The following is a 17,972-nucleotide window of genomic DNA, read 5'->3' on the forward strand; positions in this document are numbered from 1 at the left end:
CTAAAAACGGAAGATCTTGTGAAGCTGTCGGCCAAGACCGGCGAGCAGGATGACCACGACGACGATGACCACGCCCGGCAGGGTCGTGAGCCACCATGCCGAAGCGAGGTACTGCCGTCCCTCGGAAATGAGCAGACCCCATTCCGGGGTCGGAGGCGGAGAGCCGAAACCGAGGAAGCCCAGACCCGAAATCGCGAGGATCGCCACGCCAAGGTCCACCGCCAGGAGGGCCAGAACGGGGCCGCAGGAGTTGGGCAGGATGTGCTTGAAAACGACCGACCAATACGTGCCGCCGTTCATGAACGCGGCTTCCACGTAGTCCAGGCTGCGAACGCGCAGGACCTCGGAACGCACCACGCGTGCAAACGACGCAATGGAGGCAATGCCCACGCCGATTCCCAGGGAAATCGGACCGGGGGCAAACGCCGTGACGATGATCAGCGAGATCAGGAAGCCCGGGACGGCGAGCAAGACATCGATCAGGCGCATGGTGACGGCGTCGGCCGCCCGGCCCGCGGTTGCCGCCAGCAACCCCAGCCCGGTCCCCACGACGAGCCCAATCGTCACCGCCAAGCCCGCGGTCAACAGCGTTTGGCTGGTCCCGTGCACAACCCGGGCAAACACGTCGCGGCCCAGGTGGTCGGTGCCAAACCAGTGGGCGGACCCGGGTGCCTGGAACTTTTCGGCCGGGACGCCGCTAATCGGGTCAAAACCGCTGAACAGCGCGGGGAACAACGCCCACCCCAGGACCATGATCAACGGGGCGCAGGTCAGCCAGAACACTGGCGAACGAAGCGCTCTTGGTTTCCTCTTCTGCGTGGGCAGGTTCTCGATGTCAGCGAAGGCGATCTCGGGAACGGCAACCTGTGTCAACGGTTCCTCCAGCTTGATGCTCATGGGTTCATCTCCGTTCGGGCTTAGGCTACGAGTGCGCGCGGTGCCCCGTGCGTTCCACTCTTGAGGATCCGTGGATCCAATAGCGGGTAAAGCAGGTCAACAACCAGGTTCACGACAACGAAAGCCGTGGCGGTGATCAGCACGAGTCCCTGGACCAGCGCCACGTCCTGCGCGGTGACAGACTGAAGCACCACCTGGCCCAGGCCGGACCGGGCAAACACCGTCTCGGTAATGACGGAGCCGGCCAACAACGTTCCCACCGTGATCCCGCTGATGGTCATGGCCGGTGCTGCAGCGTTCTTGAGGGTGTGGCGAAAGAAAATCCATGACGGCGAAGCGCCCTTGGCACGCAATACGTCCACGAATGGCTGGGCGTAAACGATGTCCACGCTCTTGAGCAGCACCTGGGCAATCGGGGCAGAGACGTGGACGGCCAGGACCAGGACGGGGACGGCGATCGAGGCGAACGAACCATCAGGGAAAAGCGACATGACTCCGAGCTGGATGGAGAGGAGCTGCAGGAGCACCAGACCCAGCCAGAACACGGGAACTGCCGCGAAGAGCGGCGGCAGGTTGATGATGAGCCGCTTCAACCACGTCCGACGTGCCAACGTGGCCGAAGCGACCAGCAGAACCGCAAACACCACAGCAGTCACGAAGGCACTGGAAGCCAGCACCAAGGTCGACCCGGCCACGGCACCGATGCGCTCTGCAACGGGCTGGCCCGAGGCGAGCGAATATCCGAAATCACCCCGGAAGAGACCAGCCAGTTGGTTGAAATACTGCACCAACAGCGGTTGGTCGTATCCGTATTGCGCCTTCATGGCCGCAATGGTTTCCGGGTTGGCCGCAGCATCCGCTGACAGGAAGATCGTCACTGGGTCATTCGGGAGCAACTGCACGGCCAGGAAGACCAGGGTGTAGGCAAGCCAAATGACCAGCAAAGCCTGTCCGACGCGTCGCGCGATGTAAGCGGCCATGTGCTTGCTACTTTCCGGTCTTCCAGGCGCCCTGGAAAATCGGGGCGGTGCCGGAGGTGAATTCAACGTGTGCATCCGAGTTGCCGCCGTAGACCTGGACTTCGTCCCACAGGACCAGGGACAGGGCCTTTTCGCTGACCAGCTGGCGCTGTTCCTCGGCAACCAGTTTCTTGTGCTCCGCATCGCTGGTGGCCGAGCGTTCCTTGGCGAACAGCGCGTTGAGCTCGCTGTCCGCGTTCAGGGTCTGGGTGTTGTTTTCCGGGCCGAAGACCGGTCCCAGTCCGCCGTAGGCAAATTGGCGGGTTCCAAAGAACTCGGTGTTGGGATCGATCATGGCGGTGGTCAGGAACGTATTGTCGGCGGCACGGTTGATGAGCTTGACGCCGATTTCCCGCCATTGCTGCTCGATGAGTTCAAAGGCAGGCTTGATGACCACGGAGTTGTTGGAGCTGGTGATGGTGATTTCCAGCTTCTGTCCACCCTTTTCGCGCACTCCGTCGGCTCCGACAACCCAGCCTGCCTCATCGAGCAACGCCTTGGATTTCTCCGGGTTGTAGCCCAGATCCGCGGACAGGTCGATGAACCCGGGGGCCGCGTGGTTCAGCACGGAGTCGGCGATGACATAGCTGTCCGACAGCACCGTGTCCTTGATGGATTGGCGGTCGATGCCGACCTGCAGTGCCTGGCGCACCTTGGTGTCAGCGAGCTTGCCGCTGCCGATGCGCACGGCCGCCATGTTGGTGGTCAAGTCGATACCCTTGGCCGGCAGCACCTGGTCGCCGCTGCCCGTGAGGGTTTGCTCGTCCACGGGCTGAAGTCCCCGGACCAGGTCGACCTGGCCGGTTTGGACCGCTCCGGCGCGGTGCGCCACCTCGGGCAGGTACTTCACCACGAGCTTGTCCAGGTATGCGGCGCCCTGGTTTGCCGCTGATTCAGGTGCCCACTTGTAGTCCGCGCGCTTGGCAAAGGTGACTTCTTCGTCGGTCTTCTCGGATTCGAAGACGAACGGTCCGGAGCCTACGATCGTGGCGATGGCCGACTGGCCGGCATTGTCCAGCTTCAGCGTGGCCGGGGAAACCAGTCCCGAGGTGACCGACGATGTGGCACGCAGGAAGTTGGCATCGGGGGTCTTGAGCGTGACCTTGACCTGGTTTTTCCCGACGACCTCGGCGGACTTGAAGGCCGCGAAGTCGACGTTGGGTGCGATCTGTGCGCTCTTGACTCCCTTGCCCAGCGCGTCCAGGTTTTCCTTCACTGCCTTGGCATCGAGCGCCGTTCCGTCCGAGAAACTCACGCCGTCACGAATCGTGAAGGTGAACTCGGTCTGGTTCTTGTTGGCGGTGAAATCCGACGCTATCCAGCCAACGAGCTTTCCCGTTGCCGCGTCGAAATACGTCAGTCGGTCCAACACGCTGTTGAGCACATTGGCCTTCTCGTAGAAGCGTGCGGCCTGGGTCTGCCAGTTGTTGATCGGGGCTACTTCCGCATACACGAAGGTTCCGCCTTGGACGGGATCGTTGCTGACCGGGCCGGCTGCATTTCCCGCTGTTTGGGTTCCCGATCCGCAGGCGCTCAGTGCCAGCGTGGCCACGGAAAGCACGGTAAGGATCTTGACGCCGAGGCCGGCGCGAAGGCGTCGCTTCGCAGGTGGTTTGGTGTTGCCCATGATTCATTCCTTCTCGGTTCACCCGAGGAACGCCGCGACATGGCTAATCAGTCGAATGCCTGTCCAAAACGTGACAGCATTCGGCGGACCGCGCAGAGTTTGGCTATCTCCATCGGTCCTGGCGGTAGCACCGTATCCCAATGACGGGAGTGGTTGCTGCGGCGTCAACGAGCCAGGTCTCTCAGCCGCTCTGGATGGTGTGTGCTCGTTTTGGTTGTCTAGCAACCTCGAACAATCCAAGTGTGTCGCAGGATCTTCGATGCAACCAACATAAAAGGGTTCGCCGTGAAACAAATCGACGTAGAGAGCGGCCCAATGGCCGCATTTGCTTCATGAAGCGTCATAAGTCAGAACATGAAGCCTAAAAAATCCGAGTCTTGCTTCACTTGCGCGTCATGTTGATAATGCACGCTGAAACAGCGCTCCCGACTTGTCGATCCGATTCCAGCGCATAGGTGACTGCCGCCGGTCGCCGGAATGATGACTGCCATCTGGAGGTACAACCAAGCAAAACCTTGATCCTCAATCGGTAAGTGGTGAGGATGCCACGGCGATCACAATGCCCGACATTCTCGGACTGAAAGCGGGCAGCAACCTCACCGGATGATGGCCTTGCGCCCGTTGTGGGATTTCACTGTGACCCGCCGCAGGTTCCCACCGACAACAAACCCGCAGGCACCGGGACCCACGTGGGCGGATGGTGTCTGCGGGTTTGTTGGTCTCGGCTCACGTGGCCAAATAGCCACCATCGACCGGCAAGGAAACCCCGGTGACGTAAGTATTGGTTGCACTGGCAAAATAGCCCACCGCTTCGGCAACATCTTCCGGAAGCGCCACTCGACCCAACGGAATCGCTTCGGAAACCGCTCGCTCAACGGCCACGGGATCTTCCTGTCCGGCCAACCAGTCCTCAAACATCTGGGTACGCGTCATCCCGGGAGCCACCGCATTGACCCTGATGTTGTGTGGGGCGAGTTCCACCGCCGCGGCCCGTGTCAGTGCCAGCATCGCTCCCTTGCTGGCACTGTAAATCCCCATGGTGGGAACTCCGACGCTTGCCAGCCGCGAGGTCACGTTGATGATCGCGCCACCTCCGGCCACACGCATGACCCGCCCCGCAGCTTGGAGGCAGGAAATCGCCGCGAACGTGTTGGTTTCAAAAGTTTTCCGCACCTCTTCCTCCGGGGTGTCGAGTAGCGAATTAGTGTGGTCAATGGCCGCATTATTCACCAGGACGTCCAGTCTTCCGGTGCGTTCGAGCACCGTGTTCATCAGTGACTGCGCGGCACCCGAAGTGGTCAGGTCCGCCCGGACGAAACAGCCGGACTCCCCGAGTTCTTCGGCCACCTGAATTCCGCGTTCCTCATTTCGCCCGGTGACCACGACCTTCATTCCATCGGCTACCAGTCGTCGGGCAATCTCGATCCCGATGCCCGAGGTGGCGCCGGTAACCAGTGCGACGCGTTGGCTCTCTCCCACTAGGCTGTCCTCCTACACTTCGTTATTTGTCCTACGGTTTCGTGGGGCCGATCCATCCTTGGCCCGAGCCTGTCGCTTAGCGACGCCCCACCCCCACCAGGCTTTCACCAATCTCCAGCCGTTGCTTGTCATCGCTGCCCGGAATCACGTTGCCACGAAGCGAACGCCCCGCGGTCTCCTTGAAGGTGAGCACGGAAATCAGTCCAATCACGCCTGCAGCCATCAGATACCACCCGGGCACCAGTGGGTTTCCGGTCGCCCCGATCAGCGCCTCGTTGGCCACCGCCGCGGTGCCACCGAAGACGGCCGTGGAAAGGTTGTAGCCAATGGCGAATCCGGAGTAGCGCACCGAGGTGGGGAACAATGCCGGCAGAGTCGAGGAGATCGTCGAGAGAAGCATGACCAGCAATAGACCCAGGATGCCGATACCAACGATCTGCCCCCACAATCCAGTGGACTGCATCAATAGCACAGCCGGCACCGAAAGGACCACGAAGCCAACGCTCGCGGTCACCAGCAAGGGCTTACGTCCAATCCGGTCGCTGAGCGCACCCAACGGAACAATCAAGGCGATCATCACCAGCTGGATGAGCACCAGCGTCATATTGGATTCCACCGCACCATGTCCCAAGGTCAATGTCAGGTAACTGGGCATATAGGTCAGCACGAGGTAGAAGGCAACATTGACCAGCACGATAAAGCCGAAGAGCTTGACGAGCTGACCGGGGTACTTGCGTATCAAGGTCCCCAGTGCCTGAGGCGCGGTGCTAACTTCCTTGTCCTTGGAACTGTCTCCGATGAAGGTTTCGGATTCGGTGAGGTGGCGCCGCATCCACAACGCAATTCCGCCGAGCACGAGGGTGAGCGCGAAGGGCAATCGCCACCAGCCACCCATCATGCCTTCTTCACCCACCACCAGAGTCAGCACCGTGCACAAAATCGCCGCCGCGCTGAAGCCGGCCAGGGTGCCAAATTCGAGGAAGGAACCGTAGAAACCACGACGGTTGTCCGGGGCGTGCTCGCTCATGAATACCGCCGCCCCCGCGTATTCGCCACCGGCAGAGAACCCCTGGACCATGCGCAGCAGGACAAGCAGGATCGGAGCCAGGTATCCGACCTGGTCAAAAGTGGGCAAGGCGGCGATGCACGCGGTGGACACACTGATCATGACAATGGTGAAGATCAAGACCTTCCGTCGGCCGATCCGATCGCCGAGCGGACCGAGCACCATGCCTCCCAGTGGGCGGATGAGGAAGGAGATCGCGAAGGTGGAAAAGGCAAGGATTCGCGGCATGGTTCCCCCGTCTTCACCGAAGGTGAAGAACTGTTGGGAAATGTACACGATGAGGTACCCGTAGATCCCGTAGTCGAACCACTCGATCGCGTTACCGATTGCAGATCCGGCCACCGACTTCCGGGCCTGCTTCAGTTCCATTGGACTGAAATCAGCTTCGAGTCTCAGTGCAGGCGGTTGGGTTTGACTGGTCATGGTGTGCTCCTTTGGCAGCCTTTATGAAGTGGAGGGGGTCTGTGCGTTGTTGGAGGCGTGGCGCAGGGCGAAAAGTGCATACGCACGGGCTGCGGTGAGCAGATCGTCGACCTCAACCGATTCGTTGGGTTGATGGGCCTGGGTGTTGATTTCCCCGGGACCGAGGACCAGGGTGGGGATCCGGTGGTGCTCGGCCATGTAGCCGCCCTCGCACGAGGCCGTCCAAATGCCAACATCACCGGTGCCGGTGACATCGCGGACCGCTTGGCGAACACCCGTGACAAAGTCGCTGTCCTCCTCGGTGAGGAATCCGGGCATCTGCATCTGCAGCTCGCCGTGGACAGTGATCTTCTCGCGGCCCGGGAACGAAGCGGTCTGAAGCCGACCACGGATGCGTACCAGGAGATGTTCGAGAATAAGCCGTGCGTTCTCGTTGGGCAGCAGACGCCGATCAAGGCTCAGTTCGCAGGTGTCCGGCACGATGGACGTTCCGTGTCCGCCTGCGATAGTTCCAATATTCCAGGTTGCGGCGCCAAGCACCGGATGCTTGGCCGCCGCCAGTCGCTTCGTGTCCTGGCCTATTTCGGCAATGATCTCGGCCGCGGCTTGGATGGCGCTGGCCCCGTCGGTTGGGCGTCCGGCATGGGCGCTCGCCCCGGTAATCCGCAGGACGAAATTCGCGGCTCCCCTGCAGGCGACGATCGCCACCAGATCGGTGGGTTCGGCGACGACGCAACCGGTGTAGGAGCCGGCGGGCTCGGTGGCCACGTAGTGTGCGATGCCGATCGCGTCGGCCTCCTCATCCACGGTGCATACCAAGGTCAGCGGGAGCCGGGGTTGGCGCGCATGCACCGAGGCCATGGCCACGAGCACCGCGGCCAGCCCGCCCTTCATGTCCGTCGCGCCGCGTCCGATGAGCCGTCCCTGGTCCTCTCGTGGCGTGAAGGCATCGGAGTCCCAGCCCTGGCCGGCCGGAACAACGTCGCTGTGGCCCAGGAAAAGCAGCCCCCCGCCGGTTTGGTCCCCACCGAGGTGGGCAATGAGGTTGGCTCGTCCCGGGGCAACCTCATTCAGGTGCACGGTGGCACCGAGCCCGGTGAGCACCCGATGCAGAATGGCCACGGTGGCTGCTTCGGTGCCACCGGGGTTCTCTCCGCCTGCGGCAATCAGCTCACCGGCCAGTTCGACCAGCCGTGACCGGTCGATCTCGGCCAGCACGCTGGCCTCCAGCGGCAGCAAGGAGGATGCGGCAGCCATCACGCTCACCGTGTGTCCCCGTTGCCCAAGGCCTCCTGCAGCGCGGTGTGCAGCCGTTGCACACCTTCGAGAATCCGTTCCGGGGTGGAGGTCGCGAAGCACAGGCGCAGTGCGTCGGTAAAGGCGCCCGAGTCCGAGAAGGCCGGTCCGGGGATATATGCGACGCCATGCGCCAATGCGATCGGGAAGAGCTTTTCGGAGTTGATCTCGGCGTATTTTCCGCGCAGGGTGAGCCATAGGAAGAACCCGCCTTCGGGATCCGTGGTTTCCACATCCTCCCCGAAGGTCGCCGCGAGTGCGGCCCGCATCGCCTGCTTGCGTTCCCGGTAGACCCCACGCAGGGTATTCAGATGCGCGTCGAGCCGGCCCTCGGAGAGGTAGTCGGCAATCAGCTGTTGCATGGGCCCGTTGGTGCAGGTATCCATGGACTGCTTGGCGTTCACCGCCAGGGCACGCAGCGCCGGATCCATGTCCATCCATCCCACGCGTAGTCCCGGGGCCAGGATCTTGGAGAAGGTGCGCACCGAAACCACCCGTGGATTGCCCGGGCTGAGTTCGCCGAAGCTCGGCTCCTCGGTTCCCTCGAAGCGCAACAGCCCGTATGGGTCATCATCGATGATGAATGCGTCCCACTGCTCGGCAAGTTCGAGTAGATGCTTGCGGCGAGCGCCGCTCAGCGTCCGCCCGGAGGGATTTTGGAAGTTCGGGATGGTGTAGATGACCTTAGGGATCTGACCGATGGCGGCAACCAGCTCCGGTAGCGCTTCCACGATCAGTCCCTGTTCATCCACCGGGGCTTCCAACACTCGTCCCTGGTAGCTCAGCGCCGTGGAGATTCCGTTGGTGTACGTCGGCGACTCGACAATGACCAGGTCTGACGGGTCGACGAAGAGCTTGAAGGCGATATCCAGACCCTGCATGCCGCCGGTGGTCACCAGCAGCCGGGCCGGGTCCAACTCCACCCCCAGCCGTGAATGGTAGGCCACGATCTGCTCAATCAGGCCCGGATTGCCCTCGGTGGCAGCATAGTCATAGCGGCCGGCCGCCGGGTAGGTCGCGAGCCGGGCGAACTCCGCCTCGGGGATCAGTTCGGCATTCGGGGCACCCATCGCGAATCGGACGATGTCATGCTGCTGGCTTGCCAGCAACGACGTCGAGGAGTCGATGATGGAGCCTTTTAACTGGCTAGCCCGCGAGGCTAATCGGGTTGCCGGGGATTTGAGCAGTGGTTCGATGGACATGAGGAGTGCTCCTTGCATCAATCGTGGTTAGTTCGCGCGGGACGTCCGCGAAGAATTCGAGGCCGGTGGCGGTGACGCGGATAGGTTCGGAGACTTCGAAACCATATCCATCGAGCCACATCCCGGCGATGAGGTGGAAGGTCATGTTTTCTTGCAACTCGGTGTAGTCCCCGGGCCGGAAGCTGACGGTGCGTTCGCCCCAGTCCGGTGGGAAACCCACGCCGACCGAGTATCCCAGGCGGGATTCCTTGTCGAATCCGGCAGCCTTGATGACGTTGGAAAAGCGGGCTGTCACCTCATGGGGGGTGACCCCGGGGCGGACCAGCGCGAGGGCCGCTTCGAGACCCTCAATTGTGGCGGCCGCGACCTGCTTTAGCGCTGAGCTGGGATTACCGATTACCGCGGTGCGGGCCATCGGTGCGTGATAGCGGCGGTAGACCCCGGCTAGTTCAATGCAAATCGGGGAATCTGTCGGCAATGGGTCATTGGACCAGGTCAGGTGCGGGGTGTCCGCGCCTTCACCGGTGGGGAGCATTGGAACGATGGAGGCGTAATCGCCCGGAATTCCATCGACACCCCGCGCTTGGGCCGCCATGATCTCGGCGGCGACCTCATTTTGCGGCCTGCCCGGCTCCAGGGCCTGCATCGCGGTGCGCATGACCGTCGAGCAGACCTTCCCGGCAGAGCGCATCAGCTCAATCTCGTACGGGGACTTCACCAGACGGACCCAGTTGACCAGTTCACGTGATTCTTGCATTTGCCATTCGGGGAGCATCGCGGACAGCGCCATGAACATGCGCACGGAGAAGTAGTGGGCATCGCCTTCGAACCCCACCCGCAGGTTGCGTCCGAATCCGAGATCGCGGAGGTGCTTGGCGATCCAGTCACCGGGATGGATGTCGGCGCTGTGCACGATTTGTTCGGGGTAGCCATGGATGTTTGATTCATCCATGCAGATTGCGGTTCGATGGGCGCCGTGGGCATCCATCTGACGCATGTAGAGCAGCGGTGCTCCCTCCAGGGGCAGCACCAGTAGTTGCGCGGTATAGAACGACCACGCGTTGTACCCGGTCAGGTAGTACAGATTCGCTGGATCCGAAACCAGCAGGACGTCCAGCGCCTGGTTGGCCATGCGCTGACGAACATGCTGCTGACGGACCGCATATTCGTCGATTTCGAGGTCGCGGTGACCTACCGGGTTGTGCACCATCGTCGTTGCTTGTTCCTAACGGTTCCAAGGGAATTTTTGCCTGTGACGTAAACGATAGGCCCGGGCTTCCATCAGATAAAGTAGGTAGATCTTGTTCGTACCGTTAAGTAGAACTTATGCGTTGAGGACCCGGAAATCCCCTGACCCTCGGAGGGCCGATGCTCGACTTCAAAAGACTGACTTTGCTGCGTGAATTGCAGCTACGCGGGAGCATTGCCGCCACCGCCCGCGTCATCGGAATCAGCGCCTCTGCGGTCTCCCAGCAGCTGGCCAAACTCGAGACCGAGGCCGGCCTGCCCTTGCTGGAACAGGTCGGTCGAAAAATCCAGCTGACGCCGGCCGCCAGGCAGCTGGTATCGCGCGTCGACGAAGCAGTGATGGTGCTCGAAGGAGCAGCCGCCGAACTGGAGGCCCGCAGCAGCCGTGTCCAGGGTGTCATTCGCTTCGTGGCCTTCGGGACCTTTGCCCGCACCTACCTCCCGGAAACCTTGCGCCGGTTGAGCCTGGTCTACCCCGATGTGGTCGTGGAGTTCACCCAACTCGAACCGTTCGAGGCCCTGGATGCTCTGGCCAGCCGCCGGGCTGATATCGCGATTGTCGATGAATTCACCCATATTCCTCGGCGAACGGACGAGGGGCTGGTGCGCACCTTGGTCACCCGTGACCGGGTTGATATTTTCCTGCCGCACCCGATCTTCAATCCAGTCGAGCTGGGGGAACTGCACTGGGCATTCGAACCACGTGGTACCGACGCGTACCTGTGGACCCAACGGTTCTGCCGCGAACTGGGGTTCGAACCAAAGATCACATTCGATTCGCCGGATCCGCGGTTGCATTACGAATTGGTGGCCGCCGGGGTTGCCGCGGCGTTCTTGCCGCACATGGTCTTTGGTGGCGAAATACCCAGCCATGGCACGATGACCCGATGGTTGCCACCTGATGCAGAACTCGAGCAATCCTTGTTCCGCGACATTTATGCGGTGGGTCGACGTGGTAGCCATTTGCGCCCGGCCGTGAGAAGTTTCCTAGAGATCCTCTGCGAGGTCGCCGCCTAGCCCGGCGGCCCTCCCCAACCAGGGAAGGACAGAATGCTCGATATACATCGACTCACGTTGCTCCGCGAGGTCAAGCTCCATGGCAGCATGAGCGCCGCGGCACGCAATCTCTCATACAGCCACTCGGCGATTTCGCAGCAGCTCGCCCAGCTCGAACGTGAGACCGGGGTGCGTTTGCTGGAAAAGGTAGGACGCAACGTCCAGCTGACGCCTGCCGGCCTTGAACTTGTGCGCAATACCGAAGCCATACTCTCGGCGATCGAACGGGCCGAGTCGGATCTGGCCACCTCGCATCAGCGTGCACAGGGCACGGTCACCGTGGCGGCCTTTGCCAGTATCAGCCGGGCGGTTCTACCGACGGCCCTAGCCCTATTGGCCCGGGAGCATCCGAACCTCCAGGTGAACATCCACCGGTACGAACCCGAGGAAGCGGTTTTGCGCCTGGTATCCCGTCAGGTGGACGCGGTCATCACCGATTCGTTCCCGGGAACCGCTGCCGGCGGACACCCCGGTCTGCATACCACCGTGTTGGGAACCGACGCCATGCGTGGTTACATGCCCCAGGGATTGGATCCGAATGACACCGCGGCCATCGCAGCAGTGCCTTGGGCCATGGAGCCACCGGAGAGCGCGGCGGCACACTGGGCGCTACGGGTGTGCCGCGAAGTTGGTTTCGAGCCTCAGGTCGCCCATGTCTCCTCTGATTTGCTCTTCCATTTACGTCTGGTGGAGCGTGGCCTGGCCGCCGCTTTCCTGCCGGACATGCTGATGCGTGAGATGCAAAGCGAGCTACAACCAAGCCGCTGGCTCCCCGTAGATCAGCATCGCACCATCCTCTTCGTGGCGCGCAGCGGCGCCGAGAAAAACCTTGCCTTGAATGCCGTGCGCCAGGCGGTGTTACAGGCTCTGGAGCACCCAGAAATCATGTAAGTAGAACTTACAGGAATCCGTTGGAATCATTCGCTTTTCTTTACGGGTCGAGCTCTCTAAATTGGATTTACAACGCTGTGAAGACTCGCCGCGGACATCCTTTTTCTTCAGCCGATCCGCACCGGAAAGGAGCGAATCCGAATGACAGTCAACGACGTGGCCCATCCGGCACCCGCCATCCCCGCCCTCCTCGATGGGCCGGCCCTCTGGCCGGCCCAGGCCCACACCCCCACCGTGCTCGGGCGCCAGGTGGTGGTGGAACGCGGGGAAGGGTCTTGGCTGTACACCTCCGACGGACGCAGGCTTTTCGACGGCACAGCCGGGCTGTGGCACGCCAATGTCGGGCATGGCCGCCCCGAGCTGGCACAAGCGGCCTACGACCAGATGCGCCGGTTGGAAACGTTCCACATCTTCGCACGCTACGCCAACGACAAGGCGCTGGAACTCGGCGAAGTCCTTGCCGATATCTCCCCCATCGATCGCGCGAAACTCATCCTGAACTCCGGCGGCTCAGACGCCACTGATGTGGCCTGCAAGCTGGCCCGCCGGCACTGGCAACGCGAGGGCCGCGGATCAAAGAAGATCATTCTCTCTCGTGAATTCGCCTACCACGGACTCCACGCCTACGGCACGAGCATCGCTGGGCTCGAATTCAACCGCGAAGGCTATGGGACCGAATCGCTGGTTCCCGAAACTGCCCGCATCTCCCTAAATGACCCGGCGCAGGTCGAGGCGCTGATCACCGAGTTGGGTCCGGAGAACATCGCGGCCCTCGTCACCGAGGCGGTGCAGGGCACCGGCGGCGTCAACCCGCCGGCGCCGGGGTACCTCGAAGCCATCTCGCGATTGTGCAAGGAGCATGACATCCTCTTGATCCTGGATGAAGTCATCACCGGATTCGGGCGCATGGGAACCATGTTCGCGGCCGACTACTACGGCCTGGAACCCGACATGATCACCTTCGCCAAGGGCGTCACCAGCGGCTACGCACCGCTGGGCGGTGTCATGGTGGCTCCGCGGCTGTGGGAGCCGTTCTACCAAGACTCCCCCAGCACCCCGGTCTTCCGCCATGGGGCCACCTACGCCGGACATGCGACTGCCTGCGCCGTCGCGCTGAAGCACATGGAGATCCTGGAGCGTGAACAGCTCGTGCCGCGGGTGGGCGAACTGGCTGGGGTGCTGCGCGATGCGCTGACCACCCTCGCCAGCCAGAACCCGCTGGTTGCCCAGGTGCGCTGTGCAGGCTTGCTTGGCGGCGTGACGCTCAGCGACCGGCTCTCGGCCGAGCAGGTTTGTGATGACCTGGTCGAGCTCGGGTTCATCGGCCGTCCACTCCGCGGAAACACCATCCAACTCAGCCCACCCTTCATCATCAGCGATTCGGAGTTACACGACTTCGTTGCCGCCATCTCGCACGCAATCACCGAACGAGGCGCCAAGTGAACCGCACCGCCACCGTGGGCACCGAACTGATCGAAGCCGATCCAAAGGCCCTGGCCCTGGCCGACGCCGTAATCGCCACGCTGAATCTGCCAACTGACGGGATCCAGGTCCATGACCCCGCCTCCGGTCAGCTGATTGCCCACATACCTGATCTGGACAGCGATGATGCGCTGCGCGCCGTAGCCCGCGCGGATCAGGCAGGTCGCGCCTGGGCTGGGCGCACCACCCGCCAACGAGCTGATGCCCTGCACGCGTGGTATCAACTGCTCGTGCAGAACACCGAAGAAATCGCGCACCTAATTTCACGTGAAATGGGCAAGACCCTGGCCGAGGCCCGTGGCGAGGTGAAGTACGGAACCGATTTCGTGCGCTGGTACGCCGAGGAGGCGGTTCGTCCCAGCGGCGATTACCGCCCGGCACCGGATGGGGCAGCAGATATCCTCACGCGCCGCTCCCCGGTGGGCCTGGCCGTACTCATTACGCCATGGAATTTTCCGCTGGCCATGGCTACCCGCAAGATCGCCCCGGCTTTGGCCGCCGGGTGCCCGGTGGTGGTCAAACCGGCCACGGCGACGCCGCTGACCACCTACCTCGCAGTGCAGCTCGCAGTGCAGGCCGGCATTCCGGCAGATCTCATCCAGGTGGTCACTACCTCCGATTCCGGAGCCTTTAGCCGCAACGTGCTCACCGATGAGCGGGTGCGCAAGGTGTCATTCACCGGTTCCACCCCGGTCGGAAAACAACTGCTGGAACTCGCCGCGAAGAACGTGCTGCGCACCTCCATGGAGCTGGGCGGCAACGCCCCACTGGTCATCTTCGACGACGCCGACCTGGAACGTGCACTCGAAGGCACCTTTGCCGCCAAACTCCGCAACGGTGGCCAGTCCTGCATCGGCGCCAACCGCATCTATGTCCAGGATGGGATCGCGGATCGGTTCATCTCCGAGCTCACCGCCCGTTTCGCCCAAGTCCCCGTGGGCTCGGGACTCGGGGTCGGTACGGTGCTCGGCGCGCTCATCGATCATCGCGCCGTCACGCAGATGCACGCACTGACTGAGGACGCCCTGTCCCACGGTGCGGAACTACTCACCGGAGGTCATGGCTATGATTCGGTCGGAAACTTCTTTGCTCCCACCGTCGTGGATCGGGTCCACCCCGATTCCAGGGTGGTGCGTGAGGAGATCTTCGGTCCAATTGCCGCCATTCAACGTTTCTCCTCCGAAGCCGAGGTGATCTCGCTGGCCAACGACACCGAGTTTGGTCTCGCCGGCTATGTCTTCAGCCAGGATCTGGATCGCGCGCTGAACGTCGCGGACCAGCTGCAGACCGGAATTATCGGCATCAATCAGGGAGTTCCTTCCAACGCCGCAGCACCCTTTGGCGGAGTCAAGCAGTCAGGGTTGGGCCGCGAAGGCGGTGCCGAGGGCCTGGAGGAATACCAGAACGTACGGTTCTACAACCTTGCTCGTCGCACCACCGGTTAACCCCCGCCAGATTTTCTCCCACCAAATCCACTTCAGTAACCAAACACGAAAGCACAAGCTCAATGCAGATCTCAGTCGTGAAGGAAATCAAGCCCCAAGAACAGCGCGTTGCACTGCTGCCAGCCGGAGTCGCCGCGCTAACCGGGCGCGGACACACCGTCCATGTGGAACACGAGGCCGGGATTGCCGCAGGATTCACCGATGAACAGTACGCCGCGGCCGATGCAGTCCTGGTAGACCAGAACGAAGCCTGGGCCAACGCAGAACTTCTGGTCAAGGTCAAGGAACCCATTGCCTCCGAGTACGGTTTTCTCCGCGAAGACCTCACCCTATTCACGTACCTGCACCTGGCCGCCGACCGGCCACTGACCGAAGCCCTGCTGAGGGCCGGCACGCTCGGGATCGCCTACGAAACGGTTCAGGACGACACCGGACTGCCGTTGCTCGCCCCGATGAGTGAAATCGCCGGTCGCCTGGCGGCCCATGTGGCAGCCAACTACCTGACCGGTCCCAACGGTGGCCCGGGACGCCTGCTGGGCGGTTCGCCCGGCGTGGCTCCCTGCCGGGTGCTGGTCATCGGTGGTGGCGTGTTCGGCACCCAGGCAGCACAATTGGCCCTGGGAATGCAGGCCGAGGTCACGATCCTGGAGATGTCCCCGCGCCGCATCCGTCAGCTCGGTGAATTGCTTGGCTCGCGAGCCCGCGTCCTCATGAACGACCCGCTGACCCTTGAACAGGAGCTGGCGCAGGCCGATGCGGTCATCGGTGCCGTGCTGGTTCCCGGACGTGCCGCGCCGAAGGTAGTCAAACGCTCGCAGCTGGCCCTGCTCAAACCCGGCGCCCTGCTGGTGGACGTCGCGATCGACCAAGGTGGTGCGTTCGACACATCCCGCCCAACCACCTATCAGGATCCCATCTTCGAGGTGGACGGGGTGCGCCACTACTGCGTGGCGAACATGCCAGGCGGGGTACCGCAAACCTCGACCAAGGCACTGACAAACGCCACCCTGCCGTATCTGCTGCAGCTGGCTGACCAGGGAGCAGCGCACGCGGTGGCCGCCAATCGGGCATTGGCCGCGGGAGTAAACACCCGTGCCGGCCGGATCGCCCATCCGGGTGTGGCCGCGGCCTTCACCGATCTTCCCAGCGAGGATCGAGCACTGCTCGTCTCGGCAAGCAACTAGAAACCGCCAGGTGGGTGACGGGTGAAATCACCCGCCCCCCCTGCCTGGCCTGCGTTTCACCGCGGTCCGGTTCAAGACTTTTGGCTGGTTCCCGTTTCGCAGTTTCCCTTGGGAATCCCGGCACCTTAAACAATTCGGGCGGTGGCGCACCCAAGTGCACCACCGCCCGAACCCCGCAAGGGAACTACTCCCGGTTACTTGACCTCGGCGTTCGAGAACCGGTACTTCGCCGCACGGTGCGAATCCTGGACCCGGTCGCCCTTGCCGAAGAGCTTGTTGCGCAACGTGCCCTCGACGTATTCGGTCGGGTAGGCGCCGCGGGCCTGCAGCTCGGGAACGATGAACTCCACGATGTCCTCGAAGGTGCCCGGGGTGATGGCGTAGGCCAGGTTGAACCCGTCCACGTCGGTGTCCTCGACCCAATCGATGAGCTTGTCGGCGACCTCGGTCGGCGATCCCACGGTGATGGGGCCGAATCCGCCAACACCAACCCACTCGGCCAGCTGGCGAATGGTCCACGGGTTTCCGTCGTCGCCGCTGGCCTTTTGGAACATCGCAACGGAGGACTGGATGGCGTTGGACTTCACGTTGTCGCCAATGACGTCATCCGGCCCGTAGGTCGACAGGTCGACGCCCATCCACCCGGAGATCAGCGCAAGGGCGCCATCGATGTCGGCGTAGGACTTGTAGTCCTCGAACTTGGCCTGGGCAGCGGCGCTGTCCACGTCCGTGATGATGGTCTGCATGGCGTAGATGCGCACATCGTAGCGTCCGCGTCCGGCAGCTTCCACGGCGTCACGGATCTTGGTGACCGTGGCCTTGAGCATGTCCTTGGTGGGGCAGGTGACGAAGACGGCTTCGGCATTTTCGGAAGCGAATTTCATGCCGCGCGGCGAGGTTCCGGCCTGGAATACCACGGGGGTCCGCTGCGGGCTGGGCTCGGTGATGGCGATGCCGGGAACCTTGAAGTACTTGCCTTCGTGGTTGATCTCGTGGACCTTGGACGGGTCGGTGAAGATCCCGCGCTCAACGTCGCGCACCACCGCGTCCTCTTCCCAGGAGCCCTCGAGAAGCTTGTACACGACCTCCAGGTACTCGTCGGCGTGGTTGTAGCGCTCGTCGTGCTCGAGCTGGTCTTCCTGGCCCATGTTCCGCGCGGCGGAGGGCAGGTAACCGGTCACGACGTTCCAGCCGACGCGGCCCTTGGTCAGGTGGTCAAGGGTCGCCAGGCGGCGGGCGAACGGGTACGGGTGCTCGTAGGCGGTGCCGGCGGTGACGCCGAAGCTGAGGTTTTCGGTCACCGAAGCCATGGCCGAGACCAGCATGAACGGGTCGTTGACCGGGACCTGGGTGCCGGCGCGCAGCGGAACCTCGTTGGAGCCGCCGAAGACGTCGTAGGTGCCCAACACGTCGGCAATGAAGATGCCGTCGAACTTGCCCTTTTCCAGGGTCTTGGCCAGGTTGGTCCAGTAGGAAAGGTCCTTGTAGCTGGCTGACTGGTCCTTGGGGTGCTTCCACAAACCCGGGGACTGGTGTCCCACGCAGTTCATGTCGAAGGCGTTGAAACGGATCTGGCGGGGGGCGGGAGTCGTGCTCATGTTTGTCCTTCGCGAGGTGTTGGGTATTTGCGGATCCGATATTGCGCGGATCAAGTCGT

14 protein-coding genes and 1 riboswitch are annotated in these 17,972 nt (G+C 62.5%); of the genes, 5 read left to right on the plus strand and 9 right to left on the minus strand.

From position 1 onward, the window contains the following. From ACLQ7E_RS01645 to ACLQ7E_RS01680, 8 genes are all read right to left on the minus strand, one after another. Complete coding sequence (locus ACLQ7E_RS01645; protein ID WP_411730793.1) at positions 1 to 897, minus strand: ABC transporter permease; 897 nt, start codon at positions 895 to 897, stop codon at positions 1 to 3. Between the two features lie 20 nt (positions 898 to 917). Further along, a complete protein-coding gene (locus ACLQ7E_RS01650; protein WP_411730794.1) occupies positions 918 to 1,877 on the minus strand; it encodes an ABC transporter permease in 960 nt (319 codons plus the stop codon). A gap of 7 nt (positions 1,878 to 1,884) precedes the next feature. Beyond that, entirely contained in the window at positions 1,885 to 3,543 is a 1,659-nt protein-coding gene (locus tag ACLQ7E_RS01655; RefSeq protein WP_411730795.1) for an ABC transporter substrate-binding protein, read from the minus strand. 106 nt (positions 3,544 to 3,649) lie between these two features. After that, a riboswitch (SAM riboswitch) is annotated at positions 3,650 to 3,744 on the minus strand. A 525-nt stretch (positions 3,745 to 4,269) separates the two neighbouring features. Continuing rightward, positions 4,270 to 5,022: an SDR family NAD(P)-dependent oxidoreductase gene (locus ACLQ7E_RS01660; RefSeq protein ID WP_411730797.1), complete on the minus strand. Its 753-nt coding sequence runs from the start codon at positions 5,020 to 5,022 to the stop codon at positions 4,270 to 4,272. Positions 5,023 to 5,098: 76 nt separating this feature from the next. Next, entirely contained in the window at positions 5,099 to 6,511 is a 1,413-nt protein-coding gene (locus tag ACLQ7E_RS01665; RefSeq protein WP_411730798.1) for an MFS transporter, read from the minus strand. 21 nt (positions 6,512 to 6,532) lie between these two features. Continuing rightward, complete coding sequence (locus tag ACLQ7E_RS01670; protein ID WP_411730799.1) at positions 6,533 to 7,768, minus strand: M20 family metallopeptidase; 1,236 nt, start codon at positions 7,766 to 7,768, stop codon at positions 6,533 to 6,535. Positions 7,769 to 7,773: 5 nt separating this feature from the next. Continuing rightward, positions 7,774 to 9,009: a PLP-dependent aminotransferase family protein gene (locus ACLQ7E_RS01675; RefSeq protein WP_411730800.1), complete on the minus strand. Its 1,236-nt coding sequence runs from the start codon at positions 9,007 to 9,009 to the stop codon at positions 7,774 to 7,776. Continuing rightward, positions 8,954 to 10,219 (minus strand): M24 family metallopeptidase, encoded by a 1,266-nt coding sequence (locus ACLQ7E_RS01680; RefSeq protein WP_411730801.1) that lies wholly within the window; start codon positions 10,217 to 10,219, stop codon positions 8,954 to 8,956. The genes ACLQ7E_RS01675 and ACLQ7E_RS01680 overlap by 56 nt, the downstream gene beginning before the upstream one ends. Before the next feature lie 158 nt (positions 10,220 to 10,377). On the opposite strand from ACLQ7E_RS01680, the gene ACLQ7E_RS01685 reads away from it, so the two are divergent. The 5 genes from ACLQ7E_RS01685 to ald all read left to right on the plus strand — a co-directional run bounded on the left by ACLQ7E_RS01685 (position 10,378) and on the right by ald (position 16,315). Further along, a complete protein-coding gene (locus ACLQ7E_RS01685; RefSeq protein WP_411730802.1) occupies positions 10,378 to 11,274 on the plus strand; it encodes a LysR family transcriptional regulator in 897 nt (298 codons plus the stop codon). Positions 11,275 to 11,307: 33 nt separating this feature from the next. Next, positions 11,308 to 12,204: a LysR family transcriptional regulator gene (locus ACLQ7E_RS01690; protein ID WP_411730803.1), complete on the plus strand. Its 897-nt coding sequence runs from the start codon at positions 11,308 to 11,310 to the stop codon at positions 12,202 to 12,204. A gap of 141 nt (positions 12,205 to 12,345) precedes the next feature. Beyond that, positions 12,346 to 13,647: an aspartate aminotransferase family protein gene (locus tag ACLQ7E_RS01695; RefSeq protein WP_411730804.1), complete on the plus strand. Its 1,302-nt coding sequence runs from the start codon at positions 12,346 to 12,348 to the stop codon at positions 13,645 to 13,647. Further along, positions 13,644 to 15,131, plus strand: coding sequence for an NAD-dependent succinate-semialdehyde dehydrogenase (locus ACLQ7E_RS01700; RefSeq protein WP_411730805.1), 1,488 nt, complete (start codon positions 13,644 to 13,646; stop codon positions 15,129 to 15,131). The genes ACLQ7E_RS01695 and ACLQ7E_RS01700 overlap by 4 nt, the downstream gene beginning before the upstream one ends. Positions 15,132 to 15,193: 62 nt before the next feature. After that, entirely contained in the window at positions 15,194 to 16,315 is a 1,122-nt protein-coding gene (gene ald / locus ACLQ7E_RS01705) for an alanine dehydrogenase (protein WP_411730806.1), read from the plus strand. A gap of 194 nt (positions 16,316 to 16,509) precedes the next feature. On the opposite strand, the gene ACLQ7E_RS01710 is transcribed toward ald, so the two are convergent. Continuing rightward, positions 16,510 to 17,913: an LLM class flavin-dependent oxidoreductase gene (locus tag ACLQ7E_RS01710; RefSeq protein ID WP_411730807.1), complete on the minus strand. Its 1,404-nt coding sequence runs from the start codon at positions 17,911 to 17,913 to the stop codon at positions 16,510 to 16,512. Positions 17,914 to 17,972 lie beyond the last annotated feature (59 nt).

Source organism: Paeniglutamicibacter sp., from assembly GCF_046714615.1.
GTDB lineage: Bacteria > Actinomycetota > Actinomycetes > Actinomycetales > Micrococcaceae > Paeniglutamicibacter.